The sequence below is a fragment of the Acinetobacter sp. Gutcm_16 genome (genome assembly GCF_028649355.1).
Lineage (GTDB): Bacteria > Pseudomonadota > Gammaproteobacteria > Pseudomonadales > Moraxellaceae > Acinetobacter > Acinetobacter johnsonii.
Map to the genome: position 1 here is coordinate 233,590 of NZ_JAQSUV010000033.1, position 23,654 is coordinate 257,243.

Annotated in this window: 23 protein-coding genes and 2 pseudogenes; 19 read left to right on the forward strand and 6 right to left on the reverse strand. The window is 40.5% G+C overall.

Translation table 11 applies throughout. The features are described from left to right. The 6 genes and pseudogenes from PTT44_RS11650 to trxB all read left to right on the forward strand — a co-directional run. The coding region (locus tag PTT44_RS11650; protein WP_273795648.1) for an ArsC/Spx/MgsR family protein at positions 1 to 348 on the forward strand (348 nt) is incomplete at its 5' end. 57 nt (positions 349 to 405) lie between these two features. Next, entirely contained in the window at positions 406 to 726 is a 321-nt protein-coding gene (locus PTT44_RS11655; RefSeq protein WP_168158511.1) for a metalloregulator ArsR/SmtB family transcription factor, read from the forward strand. 6 nt (positions 727 to 732) lie between these two features. Continuing rightward, a complete protein-coding gene (locus PTT44_RS11660; protein ID WP_168158510.1) occupies positions 733 to 1,206 on the forward strand; it encodes an arsenate reductase ArsC in 474 nt (157 codons plus the stop codon). A gap of 7 nt (positions 1,207 to 1,213) precedes the next feature. After that, positions 1,214 to 2,257: an ACR3 family arsenite efflux transporter gene (gene arsB, locus PTT44_RS11665; RefSeq protein ID WP_273795649.1), complete on the forward strand. Its 1,044-nt coding sequence runs from the start codon at positions 1,214 to 1,216 to the stop codon at positions 2,255 to 2,257. Positions 2,258 to 2,262: 5 nt separating this feature from the next. Beyond that, a pseudogene (arsH, locus tag PTT44_RS11670) lies at positions 2,263 to 2,968 on the forward strand (arsenical resistance protein ArsH). 17 nt (positions 2,969 to 2,985) lie between these two features. After that, a complete protein-coding gene (gene trxB / locus PTT44_RS11675; protein WP_151836238.1) occupies positions 2,986 to 3,939 on the forward strand; it encodes a thioredoxin-disulfide reductase in 954 nt (317 codons plus the stop codon). 134 nt (positions 3,940 to 4,073) lie between these two features. On the opposite strand, the pseudogene PTT44_RS11680 reads toward trxB, so the two are convergent. Then, positions 4,074 to 5,006, reverse strand: a pseudogene (locus PTT44_RS11680) (IS5 family transposase). A 164-nt stretch (positions 5,007 to 5,170) separates the two neighbouring features. Beyond that, complete coding sequence (locus tag PTT44_RS11685; RefSeq protein WP_168158508.1) at positions 5,171 to 7,741, reverse strand: bifunctional diguanylate cyclase/phosphodiesterase; 2,571 nt, start codon at positions 7,739 to 7,741, stop codon at positions 5,171 to 5,173. Between the two features lie 246 nt (positions 7,742 to 7,987). Here PTT44_RS11685 and PTT44_RS11690 point away from each other — a divergent pair, with 246 nt between their 5' ends. Then, complete coding sequence (locus tag PTT44_RS11690) at positions 7,988 to 8,935, forward strand: sensor domain-containing diguanylate cyclase (RefSeq protein WP_004981592.1); 948 nt, start codon at positions 7,988 to 7,990, stop codon at positions 8,933 to 8,935. Positions 8,936 to 8,990: 55 nt separating this feature from the next. On the opposite strand, the gene PTT44_RS11695 is transcribed toward PTT44_RS11690, so the two are convergent. Together PTT44_RS11695 and PTT44_RS11700 are read right to left on the reverse strand one after the other, a co-directional pair. Beyond that, positions 8,991 to 10,370, reverse strand: coding sequence for a heavy metal sensor histidine kinase (locus tag PTT44_RS11695; RefSeq protein ID WP_168158583.1), 1,380 nt, complete (start codon positions 10,368 to 10,370; stop codon positions 8,991 to 8,993). Continuing rightward, positions 10,367 to 11,038 (reverse strand): heavy metal response regulator transcription factor, encoded by a 672-nt coding sequence (locus PTT44_RS11700; RefSeq protein ID WP_004981589.1) that lies wholly within the window; start codon positions 11,036 to 11,038, stop codon positions 10,367 to 10,369. Before PTT44_RS11700 ends, PTT44_RS11695 begins: the two co-directional genes overlap by 4 nt. Before the next feature lie 105 nt (positions 11,039 to 11,143). Between PTT44_RS11700 and PTT44_RS11705 the strand changes: the two genes are divergently transcribed. The 3 genes from PTT44_RS11705 (at position 11,144) to PTT44_RS11715 (ending at position 12,478) form a co-directional block, all read left to right on the forward strand. Further along, entirely contained in the window at positions 11,144 to 11,632 is a 489-nt protein-coding gene (locus PTT44_RS11705) for a GlcG/HbpS family heme-binding protein (RefSeq protein ID WP_171527511.1), read from the forward strand. A gap of 10 nt (positions 11,633 to 11,642) precedes the next feature. Continuing rightward, positions 11,643 to 12,044, forward strand: a complete 402-nt coding sequence (gene uraH, locus PTT44_RS11710; protein WP_168158506.1) for a hydroxyisourate hydrolase — start codon at positions 11,643 to 11,645, stop codon at positions 12,042 to 12,044. Positions 12,045 to 12,223: 179 nt separating this feature from the next. Next, the gene (locus tag PTT44_RS11715; RefSeq protein WP_058952279.1) at positions 12,224 to 12,478 is read left to right on the forward strand and encodes a TIGR03643 family protein; all 255 of its coding nucleotides are present in this window, start codon (positions 12,224 to 12,226) and stop codon (positions 12,476 to 12,478) included. Positions 12,479 to 12,492: 14 nt separating this feature from the next. Here PTT44_RS11715 and PTT44_RS11720 read toward each other — a convergent pair whose 3' ends face one another. Continuing rightward, a complete protein-coding gene (locus PTT44_RS11720) occupies positions 12,493 to 12,627 on the reverse strand; it encodes a DUF2256 domain-containing protein (protein ID WP_159128059.1) in 135 nt (44 codons plus the stop codon). Between the two features lie 3 nt (positions 12,628 to 12,630). Then, positions 12,631 to 14,154: a cryptochrome/photolyase family protein gene (locus PTT44_RS11725; RefSeq protein ID WP_168158582.1), complete on the reverse strand. Its 1,524-nt coding sequence runs from the start codon at positions 14,152 to 14,154 to the stop codon at positions 12,631 to 12,633. Between the two features lie 383 nt (positions 14,155 to 14,537). Here PTT44_RS11725 and nudC point away from each other — a divergent pair, with 383 nt between their 5' ends. From nudC to PTT44_RS11770, 9 genes are all read left to right on the forward strand, one after another. Beyond that, positions 14,538 to 15,311, forward strand: coding sequence for an NAD(+) diphosphatase (nudC, locus tag PTT44_RS11730; protein WP_168158505.1), 774 nt, complete (start codon positions 14,538 to 14,540; stop codon positions 15,309 to 15,311). A 169-nt stretch (positions 15,312 to 15,480) separates the two neighbouring features. Beyond that, complete coding sequence (locus PTT44_RS11735; RefSeq protein WP_168158504.1) at positions 15,481 to 16,029, forward strand: lipocalin family protein; 549 nt, start codon at positions 15,481 to 15,483, stop codon at positions 16,027 to 16,029. Positions 16,030 to 16,163: 134 nt separating this feature from the next. Continuing rightward, complete coding sequence (locus tag PTT44_RS11740; protein WP_168158503.1) at positions 16,164 to 17,150, forward strand: acyl-CoA desaturase; 987 nt, start codon at positions 16,164 to 16,166, stop codon at positions 17,148 to 17,150. Then, complete coding sequence (locus PTT44_RS11745) at positions 17,147 to 18,430, forward strand: NAD(P)/FAD-dependent oxidoreductase (RefSeq protein ID WP_168158502.1); 1,284 nt, start codon at positions 17,147 to 17,149, stop codon at positions 18,428 to 18,430. The genes PTT44_RS11740 and PTT44_RS11745 overlap by 4 nt, the downstream gene beginning before the upstream one ends. A gap of 9 nt (positions 18,431 to 18,439) precedes the next feature. After that, positions 18,440 to 19,228 carry a DUF1365 domain-containing protein gene (locus PTT44_RS11750; protein WP_004981574.1) on the forward strand — a complete coding sequence of 263 codons (789 nt, stop codon included), beginning with the start codon at positions 18,440 to 18,442 and terminating at the stop codon, positions 19,226 to 19,228. Beyond that, complete coding sequence (locus tag PTT44_RS11755) at positions 19,225 to 20,430, forward strand: SAM-dependent methyltransferase (protein WP_168158500.1); 1,206 nt, start codon at positions 19,225 to 19,227, stop codon at positions 20,428 to 20,430. The genes PTT44_RS11750 and PTT44_RS11755 overlap by 4 nt, the downstream gene beginning before the upstream one ends. A 24-nt stretch (positions 20,431 to 20,454) precedes the next feature. Next, positions 20,455 to 21,234, forward strand: a complete 780-nt coding sequence (locus PTT44_RS11760; protein WP_168158499.1) for a DUF1295 domain-containing protein — start codon at positions 20,455 to 20,457, stop codon at positions 21,232 to 21,234. Positions 21,235 to 21,242: 8 nt separating this feature from the next. Further along, on the forward strand, positions 21,243 to 22,292 hold the full coding sequence (locus PTT44_RS11765) for an SAM-dependent methyltransferase (protein ID WP_168158498.1): 1,050 nt from the start codon (positions 21,243 to 21,245) through the stop codon (positions 22,290 to 22,292). 35 nt (positions 22,293 to 22,327) lie between these two features. Beyond that, the gene (locus PTT44_RS11770) at positions 22,328 to 23,650 is read left to right on the forward strand and encodes a sensor histidine kinase (RefSeq protein WP_168158581.1); all 1,323 of its coding nucleotides are present in this window, start codon (positions 22,328 to 22,330) and stop codon (positions 23,648 to 23,650) included. The last annotated feature ends 4 nt before the right edge of the window (positions 23,651 to 23,654 follow it).

The window sequence follows — 23,654 nt, forward strand, 5'->3', positions numbered from 1 at the left end:
ATTGAACCTGAAGTGATTGAGTACCTTGTAACACCTCCATCTAAAAATGAACTGATTCAAATGATCGCGGATGCAGGTTTAACGGTGCGAGAGGCGATTCGTAAGAATGTTGATCCATATATAGATTTAGGAATTGACAATGAAGACTGGACCGAAGACCAATTATTGTGCTTTATGCTTCAGTATCCAATTTTAATTAACCGTCCATTCGTGGTGACTGAACGAGGAACTCGTTTAAGTCGTCCTTCTGAAATTGTGCTGGAGATTTTGCCTTTACCGCAAAAGGGTGCTTTCACTAAAGAAGATGGTGAACAAGTAATTGATGCGAATGGGCAGAGATTGAAATAAAAATTTCATGGATATATGTGAATATTGATATATCCATATGTTTGAGTGAGTAAAAATATGGATCAAATCAATTTCTTTAAATGTTTGGCTGATGAAACTCGATTCAACATTGTCATGTTGGTTCTTGGGAATAATGAACAGTGTGTCTGTGATTTGACTGAAAAATTACAGCTGAGCCAACCTAAGATTTCACGGCATTTAGCCTTACTGCGTTCTTCGGGTCTCTTACAAGATCGACGTCAAGGGCAATGGGTTTATTACAGTCTTAATTCCAATTTACCCATTTGGTGCCTAGACATACTTAACACCCTTAAAAATGCCGATTTACAGCCAAAAATTGCCCCATCATTTCAGCAAATCAATAGTTATTGCGAGTAGAACAAGATGAAATTTCTTTTTTTGTGTACTGGAAATAGTTGCCGTAGCATCCTGTCCGAAGTGCTATTTAATAGTCGTGCCCCAGAGGGTTGGAAAGCATACAGTGCAGGTAGTAAGCCATCAGGGCAAGTACATCCATTGACCATAGAAACTTTAGAAAATCTAGGTCTGTCAACTGAAGGGTTGTGGAGTAAAACCATTGATGATTGTGAACAATACCAACCTGATGTGGTAATTACGGTTTGTGATTCGGCCGCTCAGGAAGCATGTCCACTGTATTTAGGTGGAGCAATCAAGGCACATTGGGGGTTGGCTGATCCATCACACTTAGACTTACCGAAAGAAGAGAAGCTCAAAGCATTCCAAGTGACTGTAGACCATATTAATCGTCGTTTAGATGCATTGTTGGCACTCGATACAGCGCACATGTCTCGTCCTGAATTGATTGCTGCAATCAATCACATCTCAGATATTGAATGAGAACATCATGGCTCAACAAAGATTATCTTTTTTAGATCGTAACCTCACGCTATGGATTTTCATTGCGATGGGGTTGGGAATAGCGATAGGTGTGTTCTTTCCACAAGCCTCAGTGGCGTTGGATAAAATGAGTGTGGATTCCGTCAATATCCCGATTGCAATCGGTTTGATTTTGATGATGTATCCGCCATTGGCAAAAGTGGACTATGCGACGTTGCCGCAAGTATTTAAGGATAAGAAAACACTAACTTTATCCTTAGTACAAAACTGGCTGATCGCTCCCGTGCTCATGTTTGCATTGGCAATCATATTTTTACAGAGTTATCCGGAATACATGACAGGCGTAATCCTGATTGGTTTAGCACGATGTATTGCGATGGTTTTAGTCTGGAATGGTTTGGCCTGTGGTGATAATCAATATGTCGCAGCATTGGTCGCTTTTAACAGTATCTTTCAGATTTTGTTTTTTAGTACTTATGCTTGGTTATTCTTGACCTTCTTACCGCCTTATTTTGGCGTTGCAGGGCAAGTGATCAATGTTGATTTTTGGACCATTACCCATGCTGTTTTGGTTTATCTCGGTATTCCGTTTTTATTAGGTTTCTTAACGCGCTTAATTTTGGTGAAACAAAAAGGCGTGGAGTGGTATCAAACCAAGTTTATTCCGAAAATCAGTCCTCTAAGTTTGATTGCTTTGCTGTTCACGATTTTGGCTATGTTTAGTCTCAAAGGGAACGATGTGGTGAGCTTGCCACTCGATGTCTTGCGTATTGCGATTCCTTTAACAATTTACTTTGTATTGATGTTCTTTATTAGCTTCTTTATGAGCAAATGGATGGGCAATGATTATCCGAAGACAGCAGCAATCTCTTTTACTGCGGCTGGAAACAACTTTGAATTAGCACTTGCCGTTGCAATCGCCACATTCGGTTTAGCTTCACCAGTCGCTTTTACAACGGTGATTGGGCCATTGGTTGAAGTGCCTGTACTGATTGCTTTGGTGAGCGTTTCATTGTGGTTAAGAAAAAAGTTTTTTAAAGCAGAGGTGTAATTTCTATGACTCTCCCAAATGTAGATGTGAATCTTCTCGATCAACCGACTTTAGAAAAAGTACAAGCTAAAGAGTTAGATCATCCACCGCGTATTTTGCTGCTGTATGGTTCAAACCGTGAGCGTTCATACAGCCGATTGGCGGTGATGGAAGCAGGGCGTATCTTGGAGCAGTTTGGTGCCGAAGTAAAAATCTTTCATCCTAAAGGTTTACCTTTACCTGAAGATGCAGATATGGAACATCCAAAAGCCAAAGAACTACATGAACTTTTGGCATGGTCAGAAGGCATGGTGTGGTGTTCACCATGAACGTCATGGTTCAATGAGTTCAATCTTTAAATCGCAGATTGATTGGATTCCATTGGCTGGCGGTGCGATTCGAGCAACACAAGGCAAGACTTTGGCCTTGATGCAGGTCAGTGGCGGTTCACAGTCTTTTAACAGCTTAAACCAGATGCGTATTTTAGGCCGTTGGATGCGGATGATCACCATTCCAAACCAATCGTCTATTCCTAAAGCTTTTTTAGAGTTTGAGGAAAATGGACGGATGAAACCTTCATCCTTCTATGATCGAATTGTCGATGTAATGGAAGAACTATATAAGTTCACCTTGCTCACTCGTGGGCAGAGTCAGTACCTCACGGACCGTTATTCAGAGCGAAAAGAGTCGGCAGAAGAATTATCTAAGCGTGTCAATCAACGTAGCTTATAAACTTTAGGTGATCAGAAATGCAAAAGAGACATTCTAAATTAGTGATCTTAGGTTCAGGGCCTGCGGGTTATAGTGCTGCTGTGTATGCAGCACGTGCAAACTTAAAACCTACATTGATAGCGGGTATACAACTTGGTGGTCAATTAACAACGACTACTGAGGTAGATAACTGGCCGGGCGACCCAGAAGGTTTAACTGGTCCTGCACTTATGGAAAGAATGCAAGCCCATGCTGAACGCTTTGGTACAGAGATTGTGTATGACCACATCAATGAAGTTGATTTAAGCGTCCGTCCATTTGTGCTAAAAGGCGACATGGAAGAATTTACTTGTGATGCACTGATTATTGCAACAGGTGCGACAGCACAATACTTGGGTCTTGAATCTGAAGCTAAATTCATGGGTCAAGGTGTCAGCGCATGTGCAACTTGTGATGGTTTCTTTTATAAGAATCAAAAAGTCATGGTCGTGGGTGGTGGTAACACAGCAGTTGAAGAAGCACTTTATCTTTCTAATATTGCTGAACATGTCACCTTAGTTCACCGTAGAGACAGTTTACGTTCAGAGAAAATTCTACAAGATCATCTTTTTGCCAAAGAAAAAGAAGGCAAAATTAGTATTCTTTGGAACAATCAAGTTGATGAAGTCTTAGGTGATAATACTGGTGTTACTTCAGTTCGCTTGAAGTCAACTTTGGACGAAAGCATACAAGATGTTGAAGTTCAGGGCTTATTTGTTGCTATTGGTCACAAACCGAATACAGGTATGTTTGACGGCCAACTCAACCTACGTGATGGCTACATTCAAGTACAAAGTGGTACTTCAGGTAATGCAACTGCAACTTCTGTTGCTGGTGTATTTGCTGCGGGTGACGTTGCTGACAGCATTTATCGCCAAGCAATTACTTCGGCAGGCTCAGGCTGTATGGCAGCTTTGGATGCCGAAAAGTATCTTGATCAATTGAGCAATTGAAAGGCTCATTTAAATGCTTGAAAATTGTATGAAATACGCCCAGTCTGTTGAGCAGACTGGGCGTTATTTTGATTATAACAAGGCTTTGTTGCACAAAGATTTAAAAGACAGAACTCTGCTCACTTGAGCAGAACTCAAGTGAGAATTTGGGTATGAGGACGACCTAATTCTGTAAATTTATTCAATACAGCTATGCGTGCATGAATCTCACTTACCTGACTAAGAAAACTCCTTGCTGTTAATTTATCGCCCAATAATTTGATGGAATGCATCTTGGTTTCGACCAAACTTCGACGATGATAACCTGACCATTTTTTCCAAAGCGTTCTTCCTAAACGTTTCACTGTTTTTAGTAATTCATTCCGCTCTAAAGATCTCAATTTCTGATTTTTCCATGGTTTTGCATTTTTTCTTGGCGGAATGACCGCATATGCATCTCGATCTAAAATGACTTGTCTGCAGTGCTTCGTGTCATAAGCACCATCGGTATAGACTGAGTCAATTCGTTCATCTAAAGGAATTTGAGCAAGTAAATCACCGAGTACTTGCGAATCACTTACATTATTTGTAGTAAGTTGTACTGCACGTATTTGCAGCGTTTCAGCATCAATACCAATATGCAGCTTACGCTATTGGCGACGATATTCAGGTCCATGTTTTTTACATTTCCATTCACCTTCACCTAGAAACTTCAAGCCAGTTGAGTCCACAAGTAGATGTAACCCATCGCTACTTTTTTGATAGCTAATCGCAATATCAATATGTTTTTGTCTTCGACAAAGCGTGCTGTAATCTGGCGCAGTCCAATTTAATCCACACAGTTTAATCAGACTTTAAACAAAACCCGTGACCATTCGTAAGGAGAGTCTGAATAAGGATTTGATCATTAAACAGCATTGAATAGCGGTATCAGAGTAAGTTTGATTTCTAACTTGTTTGCCGTGTGATTGTGCATACCATTGAGTGTTTGGATCAAACCAAATGGAAATATTACCCCGGTTAATGAGGGCACGATTGTAGGAAGACCAGTTAGTTGTACGATAGATTTTAGGAGTAGGCTTATTCATATTGAAATTATAGGACTGAATAAACCTTCTAGGCTAGGTTTGTGCAACAAAGCCCATCTACTATAGGAACTGAACCGCTTATAGATATTGCTTTATTACTTAATAAGTTTTAGTTTTGAAGTAACATTATTTGTAGATTTTAACTTTTAGCTAAAATCTACAATTTAACATTCTTCTAGTGAGTAGTATTTAAAAATTAGGTTATTCAGTTCAACTGGCTTCGTGTAAAAATATCCTTGCAAGAGATCACAATTTTGATAATGAAGTATTTTTGCTTGTTCTAGTGTTTCTACTCCTTCTGCAACAACCTCAAGATTAAGCTGATGAGCTAAATGAATTATAGATTGAACTATAGATGCATCTTGAGAATTATTTGTCAAATTATCTATAAACTCACGATCTAATTTAATTTGATTAATTGGTAATCGACGTAAATAGCTAAGACTTGAATAACCTGTTCCAAAATCATCAATTGAAACTTTTACTCCTAGCTCACGAACTGACTTTAATATCTCAATTGCTCTATCTGCACCATTAATAATCACGCCTTCTGTAATTTCGATTTTAAGAAGATTAGCTGGTAGTTTACTTTTAATCAGTACACTTTCCAAGCAACTAAGGAAATTACTGCGACCGAATTGAAGAGGAGAAATATTGACAGAGACCGAAATTGTAGCGTTATTTTTTCCATTTATATGGGCAATATCAAAACACGCTTGTTCAAGAACCCACTGACCAATTGCGACAATTTGACCAGTTCTTTCGGCTAATGGAATGAAAGTATCAGGAAAAATAAAGCCTTTTTGAGGATGATGCCAGCGAATCAGTGCTTCTACACTGTGAACTTTTCCTGTTCGTGGATCCACCAAAGGTTGATAAAATAATCTAAATTGTTTTTCCTTTAGTGCAGTCATAAGTTCTAATCGCAAAAGAGCATAATCTTTCTCTGGGAAAAATTTGTTTGGATCTCTTTTATATAAATACCACGTGTTTCTTCCTTGTTTTTTTGCTTCTTTCAGGGCATTCATGGATTCATATAACAGCTCTGAAGCATATCGAGTATTAGAGTTTCTTACGGCAATTCCAATACTAGCTGTTAAATGTAGAGTTTTATTTTCAATCTGAAAGTTTTGAGAAATAAGGTCAAGTATACTTTCTGCCAAAGTAAATAACTGGTTATGATTTTTAGAATTTTTTACTAATAAAATAAACTTATCTTCAATATATCGACTCAGTAAACCATCTTTTTTTAATAAGTCCTGTAAACGTGAGCCGATATCTCTAATTATTTTATCACCGATCAAATAGCCTAGACTTTCATTCATAGATCTAAAATCATCAAGATCAATGTAAAATAATGCCAGACTAGCTGGGGATTGATTTTTTTGTTCAAATTCTTTTTCTAAAAATTTATTAAATGTTCTCTGATTTGGCAAACCAGTGATTGAGTCACGGGTATGTTGATACTTAATATAACTTCTGTTTTTTTCATCCTCAGTTATATCTTCAATATTACCTAAGAAGTGAGTACAAATATTATTTTGATCGAATACAGGCCCAAACGTTAAACGACACCAAAACCAAGTTCCATTTCTGCGGTACTTTTTTAATTTCACTGTTGCTTCTTTTAGTTCCTTTATTCCTGTTTTGATCTTTTCTACCTGAATTAAATCAGTTTCAGGTCCTGACAAGAAGTTATAACTTTTGCCTAAAATTTCTTCTGGGCTATATCCAGTTATAGATGTAAATGAGGGGTTAACAAAAACTATTTCTAATTTATCAGAGATGTCAGTTATGAAGATCCCATTTGGACTCGCATCTACCCCGCGCTTTAATAAGCGCAGGCTTTCTTCATTTTTTAATCGTGTAGAAATATCACGTGCGATGGCAAATACACCAGTGACTTTTTGATTTTGAATAATGGGTAAATTTGTAAGATCAAGCCAAATGAGTTTTCCAGAAGCATGATATGCAGGAATTTTATAATGTTTAGCAATACCTTTTAATGCATCTTTAAATGCTAAGTTAATAAGTTTATGATATTTAGTTGGTATAAAAGTCCAAAAATGTTTTCCTAATATCTGTTTTTCTGAGAATCCAAGAATTTTATTACAAGTAATATTTGAATTTAAAATATAACCATTAAGGTCAATTTCAATAATTAAATCAGGATGATGTGTATAAAAAGAGCTATATTTTTCATTAATAGCTAGTCTCTGTTTGTATTCATTTTCTCTTTCAATTGCTAACGCAATTAATGATACCGCTTGATTTATAAATTCAAAGTGCTCTGATCTGGGCGTCTTCTCTTCACGATAGTAGGTGCCAAAAGTTCCATATAAGATACCTTTAGCACTTATAATAGGTACAGACCAACAACTAATAATATTTTCTTCTCTAACAAACTCTAAATAATTTTTCCAATTAGGATCAAGTATCAAATTACGACTAATAATAGTTTTTCTAGAAAAAGCAGCTGTACCACAAGATCCATTCTTATCCTTAACTTTTAAAGGACTGATTGAACGACAATATTTAGAAGAAAAGTGATGTTCCCCATTTACAAGTGTTAATGTTTGCTCCACTTCTGAATAAAGCATAATTGTGACTAAAGCATCTGTAATATTTGATTCAAGCCAAGAACATATCGAGTTAAGTATAAGTTGAAGATCTGTACTTTTATCAATAGAATTTAAAACATACTCAATATTTAGCTTTCTAAGATCACTCTTCACTTTTCAGACCCTCCTTGGCTCCAATACATTTTATGCGAAATAAAAGTAATTTTTTATTTAATTTAAGTATCAATAGTCTATATTGAAAAACATTGTAAAGTAAAAACAACTTTATGAAAAATATGTTTTTTTTGTGTATATTAATTTAGCTGCTTTTATATGTTTTTTAATTTTGATATAAGAATGTATGTTTAGGATCAAAAGTTTCACCGAAAGATGGCTAGTATACAACCAAGGACTACTTTAATGAATAAACAAAAGTTTAAAAATTTTGAAGATGCAGGAAGAGAAATTTTAAATTTTTTACATCAGAGGTTTGGATTTGACTTATGTATGATTACTCGGGTAGAAGGTGATGATTGGATAGTATTACAAACAGAAGACCATGGATACCATATTAAACCAGGTCAAGTTTTCAAATGGGCTGATTCATTTTGTTGCCATATGGTTAAAGGAAATGGTCCAAAAATTGCTCCTGCCTCAGAAAAAATTGAACTATATGCAAGTGCACCAATTAATAATCAGGTAAGTATTAAATCATATATTGGCCAACCTATAACTAATGAGGATGGTAGCTTATTTGGAACATTATGTGCTATTCACCCTCAAACAAAATCTGAAAATATAAGTCAAGATATAGCTATAATAGAATTATTAGGAGATTTACTTAGTAGAATACTTCAAGCTGAATTACGTCAATTTAAGCATATTAATGAGTTTAAAAGTTTAAGAAAAAAAGTATTTAAAGATGATTTGACTGGTCTGTACAATAGAAGAGCTTGGGAAGAATTCTTAGAAAAGGAAGAAGAGCGATGTAAACGGTATGGCCATCCAGCAGCAATTTTTTTTATTGATATAAACGATTTGAAACAAGTTAATGATAGTTTGGGGCATTCGGCTGGCGATCATTTAATACAGTGCGCTGCAAATGTGCTTGTGAATACAGTGCGCAGTAATGATATTATTGCTAGATTAGGTGGAGATGAATTTGTAATATTAAGTATGGAAAACAACTCAGTAGGGGCTGAAATACTTTTAAAAAGAATTCTAGATGCTTTTTGTGAGGTTGATATTAGTATAGCTATTGGTTTTTCAATGAGAGTCCCAAATAAAGGTTTATTATTTGCAGCAGAACAAGCTGATAAAAAAATGTATATGCATAAGAAAAAATTAAAGTCTAAATTAATTTTTTAATATAACGTAAATATTTACTTTACTGATGTCCTAATACATACATTTAAATTTAAGACTATTTAGGAAAACACAATTCAAAGCATATACCTTCTGCGCTATTGACTGCCTGATACATTCCCTGATGAAGCGTTAAAATGGATGCAACAATCGATAGGCCTAAACCACCCGTTTGATGAGGACTTTGTCTGCTGGAGTTGCACTGATAAAAACGCTCAAAGAGATGAGGCAAATGCTCAGGGGCAACTTCCAAACCACTGGTGATTACAGATAATGTAATCATCTGCATATTATTAATGATCTTCCGGTGGCTAAGCACATAAATAGTTCGGTGATTGCCGCCGTGAACGAGCGCATTTGATATCAGATTATACAGCACTTGTTGTAACAGTTCAGGATCTGCCGATAGCTCAGTCGCCTCAAGACTTAAAACAAAATTGCAGTGTTGTTCTTCGGCTTGATACTCGAAAATACTGAATATATCTTCTATAAATGATTGAAGTTGAATCTTCTGTTTGTTTAAGCAAACTTTGTGCGCATCTGCGCGTGCTAGAAATAACATGCTGTCAATCATTCGTTTTAAACGTTGATAGTCCTCTAAGTTGGAAATCAAGAGTTCCTGATACTGTGCGGGACTACGTTTACTCATGAGTAAAATTTCGGTTTGCCCGATTAAATTATTCAAAGGTGTTCTGAATTCATGAGCAATGTCTTCGGAAAAACGATTCAGTTGGCTATATCCTAGTTCAATACGGTCAAGCATGGCGTTAATATCGGAGGCTAGTTGTTCGATCTCTTGAGGAGGATGATTTAGATTAAGTCTCTGTTCAAGTTTGTGAATACTAATAGCATGAGTTTGTTTGCGTAGTGTTCTTAATGCGTTCAATCCGAAACGGCTGGCAATCGCGCAAAGTATGAAAATGGCTAGAATGCCGCTAAATACATAGATAAATAGACGTTTTTTAAAAGGCGAGATAATCGCTAAACGTTCCGACCACTGCTTGCCTGCAATTAATAGATAGGGTTGTCGATTAATTTGAATAGTTTTCCATGCAACACGGGTGGGATAAGTATAAGCCGATAAATCACGGAATTGAATCTGGGGCTGGTGGGTAAATTCAGGCAGTGGAATGCCAAGAGGATTAATGTTGATCAGAGCCTGATTCCCTTTAAGCAATACAAATAGATTGTCCTGATTGCCGAGCATATTTTGATACAGCTTCGGCTGCGCAATAATCTGCTCAATATTGCGACTGTCCTGCAATAAAATTTCCAGACGTTCAATACGTTCAACCAAAGCCCGATCTTGCTGTGTAATTAGAATCTGGTTTATGCCAAGATAAGTCATCAACGCCACAGTACACAGAACCATCGCAGCACAAGTGGTAGCTAGTAGTGTTAATCGTAGTTCTAGCGAACGAATGGGGTTAAACATTATTTGTCTACCGAAATTTTATAGCCCAAACCGCGAACAGTATGAATTAACTTTATATCATGTCCCTCATCAATTTTACTGCGTAAACGCCGCACAGCTACATCAATAAAATTAGTATCGGTATCAAAATTGATCTGCCAGACTTCAGACGCTATTTGCCTGCGCGTAATAATTTCATTCGGATGGCGAAGTAAGAAGCGCAAAAGATTGAATTCTTTTTTACTGAGTTCTACAGGCTGTTGGTTACGCCAGACTTTATGATGGATTAAATCCAATTTTAAATTTGCAATTTCTAATTGATTTTCCTCTACATACTGCTGACGTCTAAGTAGACTTTTAATTCGGGCCAGTAATTCAATATAAGAAAAAGGCTTGGCTAGATAATCATCGGCGCCTAGTTCCAAACCTTTGACCCGATCAATCACTTGGTCTTTTGCGGTAAGAAAAATTACTGGAATCTTAGAAAATTGTCGCAATACTGTCAGGACTGCCCAGCCATCTATATCGGGCAACATCACATCTAATATAACCAGACTATATGCATGCATTTTTAACTTTTCCAAGCCTTCTAGCCCTGAATGGACACATTGCGCCTCATAGCCAGATTCATTTAACCCTTTAACTAGATATGAGGCGATTTTCACTTCATCTTCGATAATTAGAATACACATTTTGTTCAGGCTCATTTTGAAGATGACAACTTTGTAATGTGATTGTCATCATCCAAATCATTCAGATTGTATAAGATTTTTAAAACTTAATTCAGGGCAATCATGATGAACAAACTCAAAGGGCTTATTGCAACAGTAATGCTGATGAGTAGCAGTACTTTTGCACAATCCGTTCAATTGAATCAAGTTTATTCACTTGATTCTCAGACAGCACAAACTCTTATTGATGCTGCTGTGACCGTATGTCAAAAAATACAGCACAATATTGCCGTGGTGGTGGTAGATCGGGGAGGAAATACCTTGATTTCAAAGAGACATGAAACTGTCGGGCCACATAATTTAGGCGCAGCCGAAAAGAAAGCCTATACCGCTTTATCCACCAAAATGGAGACCATGTTGTTAAGTCAAAATGCCCATGAAAATAAGGATGCAAAAAATTTAACCACTTTATCAAATTTACTATTGTTAGGTGGCGGCGTACCTGTGCGTTATGAGAGTCAAGTGGTCGGCGCCATTGGCGTTGCCGGAGCAGGGGGCGCAAAAAATGACCATTACTGCGCTGAAACAGCTGTTAAGTCTATTTTCAATCCTTAAGGAATCCATCATGTTTAAAAAATTATTGCCACTCTCAACACTATTGTTGACCTCAATGACTTTTGCACAAACTAACCCCTTAAGTGTGCATGTGTTGAATCTAGAAAATGGTCTGCCTTCCGCTCAAGTCGAGGTGGTACTCGAAAAAAGTACCGGGAATAAATGGGTGAAATTAAATCAGCAATATACTGGCCCTAATGGCCGTATTACTGGATTGTTTCCTGAAAATCAGAAGCTTGAAGCTGGTATTTATAAAGTTACCTTTAAAACCGAGGACTGGTTTAAAAAAAATAAGCAAGATACCTTCTTTTCTGAAGTTCCTGTAATTTTTAAGGTAGATGGAAGTGTCAGCCATTATCATATTCCTCTACTTCTAAGTCCTTATGGATATTCGACTTATAGAGGCAACTAAGATTTAAAAGGGCTAGTCTAACTAGCCCTATTATTTGTGTTTAGTCCGTAAACTAGAGAAAATCACAAAAAATTCATGATCGTATTATTATGCTTTTAGTTGAATTAAAGTTGACTCAAGTTATGTAAATGAGTTGATAGAACTTATTGAAGCTTCATAGTAATTAAAATGAGAATGGCATGAACCAATTTTCTGAAGAAGACTTATCCAGAATTATCGAAATGGCCTGGGAGGATCGAACCCCATTTGAAGCCATTCAATGTGAGTTTGGTTTGAACGAAGCGGCAGTGATCCGCTTGATGCGGCAAAATATGAAACCCAGTAGCTTTAAAATGTGGCGTGCACGTGTGACAGGCCGAAAAACCAAGCATCTGCAGCTGCGTTTACCTGATGTGATACGGGCCTATTGTTCACGCCAATACAAGCGTTTCTAAGTGTTTGATTTTGATTACCGTCTGGACTCACGTTTACATCGTTCAGAACAATATTGTACTTCCTCCCAGCAGCGGTACCATTTCTTGCGCCAACTAAAAGGGCGCAAACAGTGGATACAGATTTTTTCAGGGAGATGCTGTTTTTTCATCGTTTATAACTCATTGATCTGGCTAAGAAGTTGCTGGGCATGGCTGATAATCTGATGCCGATCTTTAAGTTTATCTAGCTGTCGATAGATCATGCCCATACGTGGATGAGTACGAAATTTCGCCTCATTCCGGATCATAAAATACCAGTACAGGCTATTGAACGGACAGCTATCTAGCTCTGTGCGAGTTTTGACATTGTAGCTACAGTGCTTACAGTAATCGGACATCTTATGGATGTAATTGCCCGAGGCCGCATAGGGTTTGCTGGCCATAAAGCCGCTATCGGCATGCATCACCATACCCAGCGTGTTCGGTAGTTCTACCCATTCATAGGCATCGGCATAGACTGCCAGATACCACTCGCTGATCTGCTGCGGGTCTACACCAGTTAATAAGGCAAAATTTCCAGTCACCATCAAACGCTGGATATGATGTGCATAGGCATGCTGAAAAGTATTACGGAAACACTCAGCCATACAGTTCATCCGAGTACGGCCAGTCCAGTAAAATTGTGGCAATGGTGCTGAGTGCTGCAGTGCATTGCGGCTGGCATATTCTGGCATGTACAGCCAGTAAATTCCGCGAACATATTCGCGCCAGCCGAGAATTTGTCGGATAAAGCCTTCCACTGCATTCAGTGGTGCATGACCGGCATGGTATGCAGCTTCTGCCGCATCACAGACTTCTTTAGGTAGTAGCAGACCACAGTTCAGATAAGGTGAGAGCAGGCTGTGAAACAGCATGTCTGAGTCTTGAACCATGGCATCTTGATAATCGCCAAAATGTGGCAAACTGTGGGTAATGAAATGCTCCAGTGCAAGCAGAGCATTGCTACGTGTGGTGCCCCAGCGGAAGTTGTCAAGGCTGCCAGAGTGACGGGAAAATTCACGTTCAACCAATTCAAGCACATCCAGATCAATCTGATCGTGTTCAAAGTGAAGTGGTGCAGGCAAAGGGGGATTGCCAGCCCAGGCCCTACGATTGGCGCTGTCATAGTTCCACTGTTCTCCAAACGGCTGCTGTCCTTGCATCAAGTAACCGGTCTGCTTGCGCATTTCCCGGTAAAAATATTCCATACGCAGTGTCTGGTAGCGACTGGCCCAGTGTCGGAACTGCTCCGGACTACAGAAAAAACGTTCATCATTCAGGCATTGTACTGGCAATTGCAGCTGCTGGCTCCAATACTGTTCAATCTGCTGCTGTAAACGATATTCCCCGCAGTGCGTAATGACCAGTTCTGTGACTGGTAAGAGTTGCTGCTGTGACTCTACGAAATCCAGCAGGCTACGAATCGGACTATCAGATTTAAAAGCATGGTAACGTACACGCCAGCCTTCGGCTTTGAGTTCTTTGGCAAAATGACGCATGGCGCTAAAAATCAGGGCAATTTTCTGCGGATGATGGGCGACATAAGTGGCTTCCTCAACAACTTCGGCCATCAGGATCACATCCCTGATACGATCCAGCGCTTTGATCGTAGCAAGCTGATGATGAAGCTGGTCACCCAGAATTAAACCGAAACGCATAGCCATTCCAGACCCTATGAAAGATAGCGCAGTGTAAGTCAAGACAGTTCAATTTTTTGTGAAAATAAAGATCATCCTGCATGTTGAATCAATCCAACTCGACCAGATGGCCCGCTGACATCGCACAGAAATGATGAGTACTGCTATAACAAAATATTCATCCCTACAATGCTAAAGCCAGTTGATGAAACTCGCTTTACATGATTTCTTAATACATGAGTAGTGTGAAAATTATGTGATTTTAATCAAAAAGATAAAAATTATTATGGTTGTAATTCAAGTAGCTCACGCCTAGTATCTGGCTTGAAGTTACTCCATGTGAGCTTCCTTAGTTTTGTCCCATACACCCCTCTGTATGGGATTTTTTTAATCAGGGAATTGTCATGAGCATGCATTCAAAAGCGTATATTTTTAGACAGCAGCAATTACTATTGGATGAGCATTTTCAGTTGCCGCAGGTAGAAAGACTGCAGCACGACCTAAACCTGTCGGAAAATTGCGAGATCATTGCTCGTGACCTGAAAGAAGACGAACCGGTGCCGGAAGGTTATCAGCTGGTTCCAATCCGGCAACTGGTGCAAGTCTGGAGCAGACCGCAGTTTGAACAGGCCAGCCGTGCGGTACAGTTACTGGAATGGCGCCGTAACCACCGCTTTTGCAGTAAATGCGGTCACGCCACCCAGCAGCATGTCAGCCAGTATGCCATGATCTGTCCATCCTGTGGCTATAACCAGTATCCGCGGGTGAATCCCTGTGTGATTACCATCATTACCCGAGGTACAGATGAAATTCTGCTGGCAAAAAATGCTCGCAACAAAACCCAGATGTACAGCCTGATTGCAGGTTTTGTTGAAGTTGGAGAAACCCTGGAAGAGGCAGTAAGCCGTGAAACGCTGGAAGAAGTGGGACTACAAATCAAAAATATTCAATATCTAGCCAGTCAGCCGTGGCCGTTTCCCAGCAATCTGATGATGGCCTTCAAGGCAGAATATCAGGGAGGGGAAATTCAGATTCAAGAAAATGAACTCAGCGATGCGCAATTTTTTAAATTTGATCAGTTACCCGAGATTCCGTTTAAGGGTAGTATAGCCTATACCATGATTCAGCATGTGATACATGGAACGCCTGTTGCAGATGACAGCAAAAAATGGCTTTGAAAAAGTAATCTTGTTTGGGTCTCTCAAATAAACTGCAATAACGCATTAGGTAGTGAATATTCAGATGGCATTTCCTGATCTGGAGAAACTGAATCGCATCATTTGATCTTCACGCTTTGTTCACATCTAGCTGGGTTATCTTAATCCTGAGATCCAACAAGGCTAAAAAATGAAGATGCGATTTAAGTCTGCTTTTGCAGCGATAGCACTGTCTATCATCAGCTTAAATACAACGACTCAAGCAGAAACTGCTGCGCCTCAGGCAGTTGATCGGGTATATATACAGAAGTATGCCGGTAAATGGTATGAAATTGCGCATTTACCGATGTATTTTCAGCGTAAATGTATAGCTAATATCACGGCACAATATAGCGTCAATGCCGATCAAACTATCGGCGTATTGAATAGCTGCCGAACTGCCAATGGCGAGATAATTAGCTCTGAAGGTGTTGCGTATTCGCAAAATCAGGGGAACAGCAAACTGAAGGTCAGCTTTTTGCCTAAAGGTTTAAGATGGATCCCCTTTACTAAAGGTCATTACTGGGTATTACGAGTAGACCCGGAATATAAAGTGGCACTGGTGGGTGGCCCAAGTAATAAATACCTATGGATTTTGTCACGTGAACCGCAACTAGATGAAGCAACTTATCAGTCATATATAAACACTGCGAAAGATTATGGCTATGACGTGACAAAACTTATCAAATTGCCTCATTAATCTGCTAATCTTTTGCCGAACTGATAAATCTCTCAACAGTTCGGTTTTTTTATTTACTTCACATAAAATTCATACCTGACTGATTACACTCATCAAATAGAATAAATACAATCGCTCGAAAGTAGGATGAGTCCATGTTGAAAACTCTGATGCGATGGATAGACAGCTGGTCCACACCCACAGCGCCCGAAACACTGACGGCTGAAAACAGCAAGATTCAGTGGCAGCGGATTTTACCCTTTATTCTGTTGCATCTGGCTTGTCTAGCAGTGTTCTGGGTGGGAGTGTCGTGGTTTGCAGTGGGCTTTATGCTGCTGTTCTACCTGATTCGTATGTTTTCCATTACGGCTTTTTTTCATCGCTATTTATCGCATAAAACCTTTCAGACCTCGCGTCCAGTGCAGTTCCTATTTGTATTACTAGGCACCATGAGTGCACAGCGTGGCCCCTTATGGTGGGCAGCCCATCATCGTTATCACCACCGCTATACAGATTCTTCACAAGACCCGCATTCATCTACTCACGGTTTTTGGTATAGCCATGTGGGTTGGTTTCTGAATGAATATAACTTTGCCACGCGTAAAGAAGTCATCAAAGACTGGCTGAAATATCCGGAATTAATCTGGCTAGATCGGTTTAGTCTAATTGTGGTGCTGTTGACCGCGGGTGGGATTTATGTGCTAGGAGAATGGCTGGCAATAGCTTGGCCGCAACTGGGGACTTCCGGCTTGCAATTACTAGTCTGGGGATTTGTGGTGTCCACCGTGTTGCTGATCCATGCGACCTTATGTATCAATTCACTGGCGCATCATTACGGTAGCCGTGATTTTGACACTGATGATCAAAGCCGCAACAATTTATTCTTGTCTATCATTACTTTGGGCGAAGGCTGGCACAACAATCACCATTATTATGCAGGCAGTACCCGACAGGGCTTTTACTGGTGGCAGATTGATGTGACCTATTACCTCCTAAAAATTATGTCTTGGCTCGGGATAGTCTGGGGTTTAAAGCCAATTCCAGCGCGGGTCTATGACGTCAGTAAAATTGCACAAGCTCGAAAACAGAGAAAAGTAGCCAAAACAGGCGCTCCTACTATTCATTCGAAGGAATCACCATGAAAATTGCGATTATTGGTTCAGGTATTTCCGGTTTGTATGCGGCTTGGAAATTAGGTAAGGTGCATGACGTTACCGTCTTTGAAAAGAATAACTACTTTGGCGGCCATACCGATACCCATCAGTTGAATATAGATGGCGAACAGGTCGCGGTGGACAGTGGCTTTATTGTATTTAATGAGCATAACTATCCACTGTTCTGTGCAATGCTCAAAGAACTCGGGATTCAATCGCAAAGCAGTGACATGGGCTTTTCGGTGAACAATCAGGTCACTGGCTTGCAGTACAACCCTTCAAAAAAATTCTCGCTGTTGTTCCGACCGCAAAACTTCTTTAACGCTGATTTTCGCGTGATGTTGTCGGATCTGTTCCGTTTCTATGCGGCGAATAAAGATATTGATGTTGAACAGGTCGATGCTCAGCTCAGTATTGATGCATATCTCAATCGACATGACTATTCCGAAGCCTTTCGTCAGGAACATCTCTATCCGATGTGCGGGGCGCTATGGTCCTGTCCAGTAGAGCAAGCTGGACAGATTCCGTATAAATTTGTGGTGAGCTTTTTTCAGCACCATCGTATGTTGCAGCTGAAAGAGCGACCTTCATGGCTTACGGTCAAGGGTGGATCAGCTCGTTATGTTCGTGCCATTCAGGCCCAATCGAATATGACTTTCCGCAAGACAGGTGTGCTTCATGTATCCCGTAGTGCAAATGATGTAGTGATTGAAACTGGACAGGGCCGTGAACGTTTTGACTGGGTCATTTTTGCCAGCCATGCTGATGATAGCTTGAATTTACTTACAGACCCGTCAGCGCAAGAGCGGGAAGTACTTGGCAAGTTTCGTTATCAGGATAACCATATGGTGGTGCATTCCGATACTCATATCATGCCCAAATCCAGACGCCAATGGGCCAGCTGGCATGTACATGTGACACCTAGTCGTGTAACCGAATCAACTCCATTCCAGCATAGTGGCATGCATTATGGTTTCAGTTACTGGATGAACCAGTTGCAAAACCTGAATTGTAAAACCCAAATCTTTGCCACACTCAATCCTAACTTTAACCTCGATCCGAAAAAAATATGGGTAGAACGATATTACCGTCATCCAGTATTTGATGCTGCCGCGATTGAGGCACAACAACGTTGGGCTGAGGTTAATGGTCAGAACCGGACGTCATACTGTGGTGCCTACTGGGGCTGGGGCTTTCATGAAGATGGAGCGCGTAGTGCTTCATGGGTTGTAAATCAGTTGCTACAACACACTGAGCAAGCGGCTTAGGAGTACAGAATGCAAATGTATCCACTGGCTATCGCTTCTACCGAAATTCGCCATCGTCGCTATTTGCCCAAATCGCATGCTTTTGAGGTGAAGCTTAGCTATTTATGCTTTGATCCGGATCAACTGGCAAATTTTACCCAAAAATCTTGGTTCTGGTCTTCTAGTCGCTGGAATTTATTGACCTTGGATGAACGTGACTTTCTAAACATGGAATATGGATCGATTCGGCAGAAAGTTGCACGGTTACTGATCAAGCACGAAAACTATCATTTACCACATGCTGCATCTATTCGTGTACTGGCTTTACCACGCACACTGGGTTTTCGTTTTAATTCTGTGGTGTTTTATTTGATCTTTGATACGACCGATCAACTGATTTTTATACTGAGTGAAATCACCAATACACCGTGGAATGAACGTCAGGTGTACATTCACGATTGTCGGCACAATGTAACTAAACATACGCCTTACCAGAGCCACCAGTTTGACTTTAAAAAGGCCTTTCATGTGTCACCATTCATGCCGATGTCACTGGATTATCGTTGGCATTTTAGCTTTTCAGAACAGCAAAATGTGATTCACATGCAGCTGTTTGAACAAGAAATATTGCAATTTGATGCCACGATGAAATTTAAGCTGCAAGCCATCACACTTCCTTCACAGCAACATCGATATGCTGTATTAAAAGTTCTTGAGCCCTTTAGGATGGTGAGCGGGATTTATCTACATGCTTTGCGCTTATGGAAAAAGAAAATTCCGTTTTATCGGCATCCTAAAAAAGAAAAAGGAAAGACATGACTATGAAAACACTGTTAATGGGAGAGCATACCGAACTGCCGATAGTCCTACGCCATATGCTGAAATTGCGTCATGGTCAGCTAATATTTAAAGGTATCTGGAATGGTCTGGTCGGGGAAAATTACAGTGACTTGCATGCAGTAATTCAAGTTCACGACCAACGCCTTATCGATTTGCTGTTCCGTAATGGTGTACTGGGGGCAGCAGAAGGCTTTATTCGTGGTTACTGGAGCAGTGAAGATCTGGTCAATGTAATTCGTATTCTAGCGCGTAATCGTGATGTGCTTGATCGAATGAATCAAAATGTGGTGGCAAAAGCCAGCCAGTTGGTACTCAAGGCTTGGTATAAATCCCGCAAGAATTCGATTGATGGTAGTCGTCAGAATATTGCTGAGCATTATGACTTGAGCAATGAGTTTTTTAAATTGTTCTTAGATTCCAGCATGATGTATTCCAGTGCTGTCTTTAAAGACCCTTGTATGAGTTTGGAACAAGCTTCAGATTATAAAAAAGAATTGATCTGCCAGAAACTTCAATTGAAACCGATGGACCATTTGGTCGAAATTGGTAGTGGCTGGGGAGGCTTTGCCATTTATGCGGCTCAGCATTATGGCTGTAAGGTCACCACTATTACCATTTCCAGGGCTCAGTATGATGAAGCACTCGCTCGCGTTGCTGAAGCGGGACTGTCTCATCGGGTGTCTGTACAGCTTCAGGACTACCGTTTACTCGAGGGTAAATACGACAAATTGGTGTCCATTGAAATGATTGAAGCAGTCGGTGAGCAGTATTTACCAACTTATTTCCGAAAATGCCGCGAGCTCCTCAAGCCGAATGGTCTAGCCTTGATACAGGCGATTACGATTGAAGATGCACGCTATGTTAAAGCTTTAAATACGGTAGATTACATTAAGCGTTATATTTTCCCCGGTAGTTTTATTCCATGTATCAGTGTGATGACGCAAACGGCTTCTGAGCAAAAACTTCGTCTCAAACATCTGGAAGATATTGGTCAAAGCTATGCACAAACCCTCAAGTGTTGGCGCCAGCGTTTTCTGGAGCAGCGTGATCAAGTGCTGCAACTTGATTTTGATGAGCGTTTTATACGTATGTGGGATTTTTATCTGTGTTATTGCGAAGGTGGTTTTAGGGAAGGTGTGATCAGTGATGTTCATTTGCTGTTTGAAGCCAGTGCTTACTAAGCAGAAATAAAACAGGAGAGCTAAATGCTGCTAGATTTATTTTTGCTCAATGTCTTCATCATGCTCTGTAGCTGGGTGTTAGTGACCTATAACCGCAGAGCGGGGCTGGTCGATGTCGCTTGGAGTTTCAGTATTGCCCTTAATGTGATTATTGCCGCTTGGGCGATTGACAGTGCACCGATGTTGGTTCGGTTATTTCTGGGACTGGCGAGTGGGATCTGGTTTTCACGGCTGACTTGGCATCTGTTACGGCGCTATTCCAATGAAACCCAAGAAGACACGCGTTATGCCAACATGCGCCGAGCGATGGGGGATTATCAGCATCTTGGTTTCCTGGTGTTTTTTATATTTCAGGCAGGTTTGGCTCTACTGTTTTCGTACCCAATGCTGAAGTTGTTAAGTATCTCGACCCAGCAATGGAATGACTGGACTTTGGTCACTGTGATTGTGGCGGGCATGATCATGCTATCTGCTTTGATAGGCGAAAGCACTGCCGATCAGCAACTTTACCGTTTTAAGCTAGATGCACAGAATCAAGGTAAAACCATGGATCAGGGCTTGTGGAAATACTCACGCCATCCGAATTATTTTTTTGAATGGCTGCATTGGTTTGCCTATCCAGTGCTCGGTCTGGCAGCAGGATGCTATGAATTATGGATTTATCCGCTGCTGATGTGGCTATTCCTGTACTACCTTACGGGTATTCCATTTAGTGAAAAACAGGCCCTCACCCACCGTGGTGACAACTATAAAGACTATCAACGACGAACTTCAATGTTTATTCCGTGGCCACCCAAAGAGTAGGTAAATACATGGACTTTATGATTCAAAAATCTTTAGAACTGATCGAAAATGGCAAGGTGCCAGACCCAGTGATTCGTGCTGGTATTAAAATCTTGAGCAAAAAACGTTTGGCACAAGAAGGTCGGTTTAATCCCCCATTGGCAGCGCAGCGCTATATGGATGTGCTGACCATGCTGAAAAGCAGCGAAATTGCCATTGAGACAGACAAAGCCAATGAGCAGCATTATGAACTGCCGACCGCATTTTTTCAGGCAGTACTCGGTAAGCGTTTGAAATATAGCGCGAGTCTATTTGAACATGCCGATATGACGCTAGACCAAGCCGAAGAAGCTGCCCTTGCATGCTATTGCCAGCGAGCACAACTGAAAGACGGGCAGGATATTTTGGAAATTGGCTGCGGTTGGGGTTCTTTAAGTCTATATATGGCCGAGCATTATCCAACGGCCCGTATTACAGTCGTGTCAAATTCTTCAACGCAGCGCGAGTATATTCAGGAACAAGCCCGTTTAAAAAAACTGGATAACCTTAATGTGATCACTTGTGATGTCAATGTGTTGCAACTTGAACCTGCGTCATTTGACCGTGTGGTATCGGTGGAGATGTTTGAGCATGTACGCAACTATCAAAAACTGTTTGAAAATATTAGTATTTGGCTCAAACCAGATGGCTTATTGTGGTGTCATATTTTCTGTCATCGTTTCTTGCATTATCCGTTTGAAGTCAAAAATGAGTTTGACTGGATGTCGCAATATTTCTTTAGTGGTGGTTTGATGCCAGCAGCCTCAACTTTCCTACATTTTCAGCAGCATTTACAGCTAGAACAGCACTGGCAATGGGCGGGCACGCAGTATGAACGTACCGCAAATGCTTGGCTAGAAAATATGGATGGTAAACAGGCCGAGCTAAAGCCCTTATTTGAAAAAACTTATGGCGCGGATGCCGCAATCTGGTGGCAGCGCTGGCGGATTTTCTTTATGGCCTGTGCCGAGCTATTTGGTTATGACCATGGACGCGAGTGGGTCATTGGCCACTTTCTGTTAAAGAAGAAAGCCGTATAATTGAACAGTGGGATTGGCCAGCGGGGAATGCATCAATGTTAAAGCTATTTAGGGACAAACGTGATCATCCTCTGGGTGAGGTGTTTAACCGCTACTACTGGCTGCAAATCGGATTCATTGCCTTGTCTGTGGTGATTGGGATTGGCTTCAGTGCCTGGGTGATTAAAGGTTCTTTGCTCAGAACGGCGCTAGAACAGGAAATGTCACACTACTGGCAGCGATTAGAACGTAATCCTGCCGCAGAATTGCCCGATACCAAAAACCTGTATGGTTACCGCTGGAATACTGTGTCTCCCTCCCAATTTAAGAATATGTCACTTGAGCAAGGGGTGAATCGGCATTTTGTCGATGGTAAGGAACGCATGACCGTTTATGGCGAAAAAGATGGGCAGCATGTCCTGTTAGTCTTTGGTGAAAGCAATGTCAATAAACTGGTCTGGCTGTTTGGTCTGGCACCACTGATGGTCAGCTTGTTTGTACTTTATAGTATGTTATGGTGGTGGAACCGTCGTGCCCGACGCTATTTTTCTCCCATTACCAGGCTTGCCAACGCACTGGAACATATTGATTGGGAAGATTATAAAAATCAGGCTTCACCGTTTCATGACATCCGGACTGATTCAAATCTGGAAGCGGAATATCTGAAGCAAGCGCTAGAAAAATATCATCAGGTATTAAGCGAGTTTATTCAGCGTGAACGTGAATTTACTGGTGATGTCAGTCATGAGCTTCGCACACCACTTACCATCTTAAAAGGCAATGTGCAGTTGTGTCAGGCACGCTATGGGGACAATAAATCATTTACTCGCTTGAACAACACCATTGAAGACATGCAACTATTAGTTGACACACTACTGGCTATCGCCCGCAATACCACCAATACTTTAACCGCTGAATCGACTATGCTTTCTGAATGTCTGGAAAATGTAGTTCAGGATCTGGATAGTGTTAGCCATAACAAAGGCATGCGGATAAATTTTCAAAAAGATCTAAACGAACAGCCACGTAAACTTTACCCGTCGATGACCAAAATGGTATTTGGCAATATTTTGCGGAATGCACTGAATTATTCACAAGGCACAGAAATTGATGTCATTTTGCAAAAAAATACAGTATTGATTGCAGATAATGGTGTCGGCATTCCTTTACCGAATAACTCAAAGGTACAAGAACTGTCGGGGCAGCAATTGCAATTAGAGATCAAAGGTCATGGCATTGGACTGCAATTGGTACAGAAGTTGTGCAAGCAGCTTGGCTGGCGAGTGGAATTGTTTGATCGGCAGTATTATCTCAATACCCATCAGGATGTTGATCTGGCGATGACGACTGGACTGATTGTCGTCGTGTATTTAAATTAAGGCT

Excerpts from the sequence above, each read along its gene's own strand:
- PTT44_RS11745 (WP_168158502.1), top strand. The coding sequence starts at position 17,147 with ATGAAAATTGCGATTATTGGTTCAGGTATTTCCGGTTTGTATGCGGCT.
- PTT44_RS11725 (WP_168158582.1), bottom strand. The coding sequence starts at position 14,154 with ATGCGTTTCGGTTTAATTCTGGGTGACCAGCTTCATCATCAGCTTGCT.
- uraH (WP_168158506.1), top strand. The coding sequence starts at position 11,643 with ATGTTTAAAAAATTATTGCCACTCTCAACACTATTGTTGACCTCAATG.
- PTT44_RS11660 (WP_168158510.1), top strand. The coding sequence starts at position 733 with ATGAAATTTCTTTTTTTGTGTACTGGAAATAGTTGCCGTAGCATCCTG.
- PTT44_RS11760 (WP_168158499.1), top strand. The coding sequence starts at position 20,455 with ATGCTGCTAGATTTATTTTTGCTCAATGTCTTCATCATGCTCTGTAGC.
- PTT44_RS11715 (WP_058952279.1), top strand. The coding sequence starts at position 12,224 with ATGAACCAATTTTCTGAAGAAGACTTATCCAGAATTATCGAAATGGCC.
- trxB (WP_151836238.1), top strand. The coding sequence starts at position 2,986 with ATGCAAAAGAGACATTCTAAATTAGTGATCTTAGGTTCAGGGCCTGCG.
- PTT44_RS11770 (WP_168158581.1), top strand. The coding sequence starts at position 22,328 with ATGTTAAAGCTATTTAGGGACAAACGTGATCATCCTCTGGGTGAGGTG.
- PTT44_RS11720 (WP_159128059.1), bottom strand. The coding sequence starts at position 12,627 with ATGAAAAAACAGCATCTCCCTGAAAAAATCTGTATCCACTGTTTGCGC.
- arsB (WP_273795649.1), top strand. The coding sequence starts at position 1,214 with ATGGCTCAACAAAGATTATCTTTTTTAGATCGTAACCTCACGCTATGG.
- nudC (WP_168158505.1), top strand. The coding sequence starts at position 14,538 with ATGAGCATGCATTCAAAAGCGTATATTTTTAGACAGCAGCAATTACTA.
- PTT44_RS11755 (WP_168158500.1), top strand. The coding sequence starts at position 19,225 with ATGACTATGAAAACACTGTTAATGGGAGAGCATACCGAACTGCCGATA.
- PTT44_RS11700 (WP_004981589.1), bottom strand. The coding sequence starts at position 11,038 with ATGTGTATTCTAATTATCGAAGATGAAGTGAAAATCGCCTCATATCTA.
- PTT44_RS11735 (WP_168158504.1), top strand. The coding sequence starts at position 15,481 with ATGAAGATGCGATTTAAGTCTGCTTTTGCAGCGATAGCACTGTCTATC.
- PTT44_RS11740 (WP_168158503.1), top strand. The coding sequence starts at position 16,164 with ATGTTGAAAACTCTGATGCGATGGATAGACAGCTGGTCCACACCCACA.
- PTT44_RS11765 (WP_168158498.1), top strand. The coding sequence starts at position 21,243 with ATGGACTTTATGATTCAAAAATCTTTAGAACTGATCGAAAATGGCAAG.
- PTT44_RS11750 (WP_004981574.1), top strand. The coding sequence starts at position 18,440 with ATGCAAATGTATCCACTGGCTATCGCTTCTACCGAAATTCGCCATCGT.
- PTT44_RS11705 (WP_171527511.1), top strand. The coding sequence starts at position 11,144 with ATGAACAAACTCAAAGGGCTTATTGCAACAGTAATGCTGATGAGTAGC.
- PTT44_RS11690 (WP_004981592.1), top strand. The coding sequence starts at position 7,988 with ATGAATAAACAAAAGTTTAAAAATTTTGAAGATGCAGGAAGAGAAATT.
- PTT44_RS11655 (WP_168158511.1), top strand. The coding sequence starts at position 406 with ATGGATCAAATCAATTTCTTTAAATGTTTGGCTGATGAAACTCGATTC.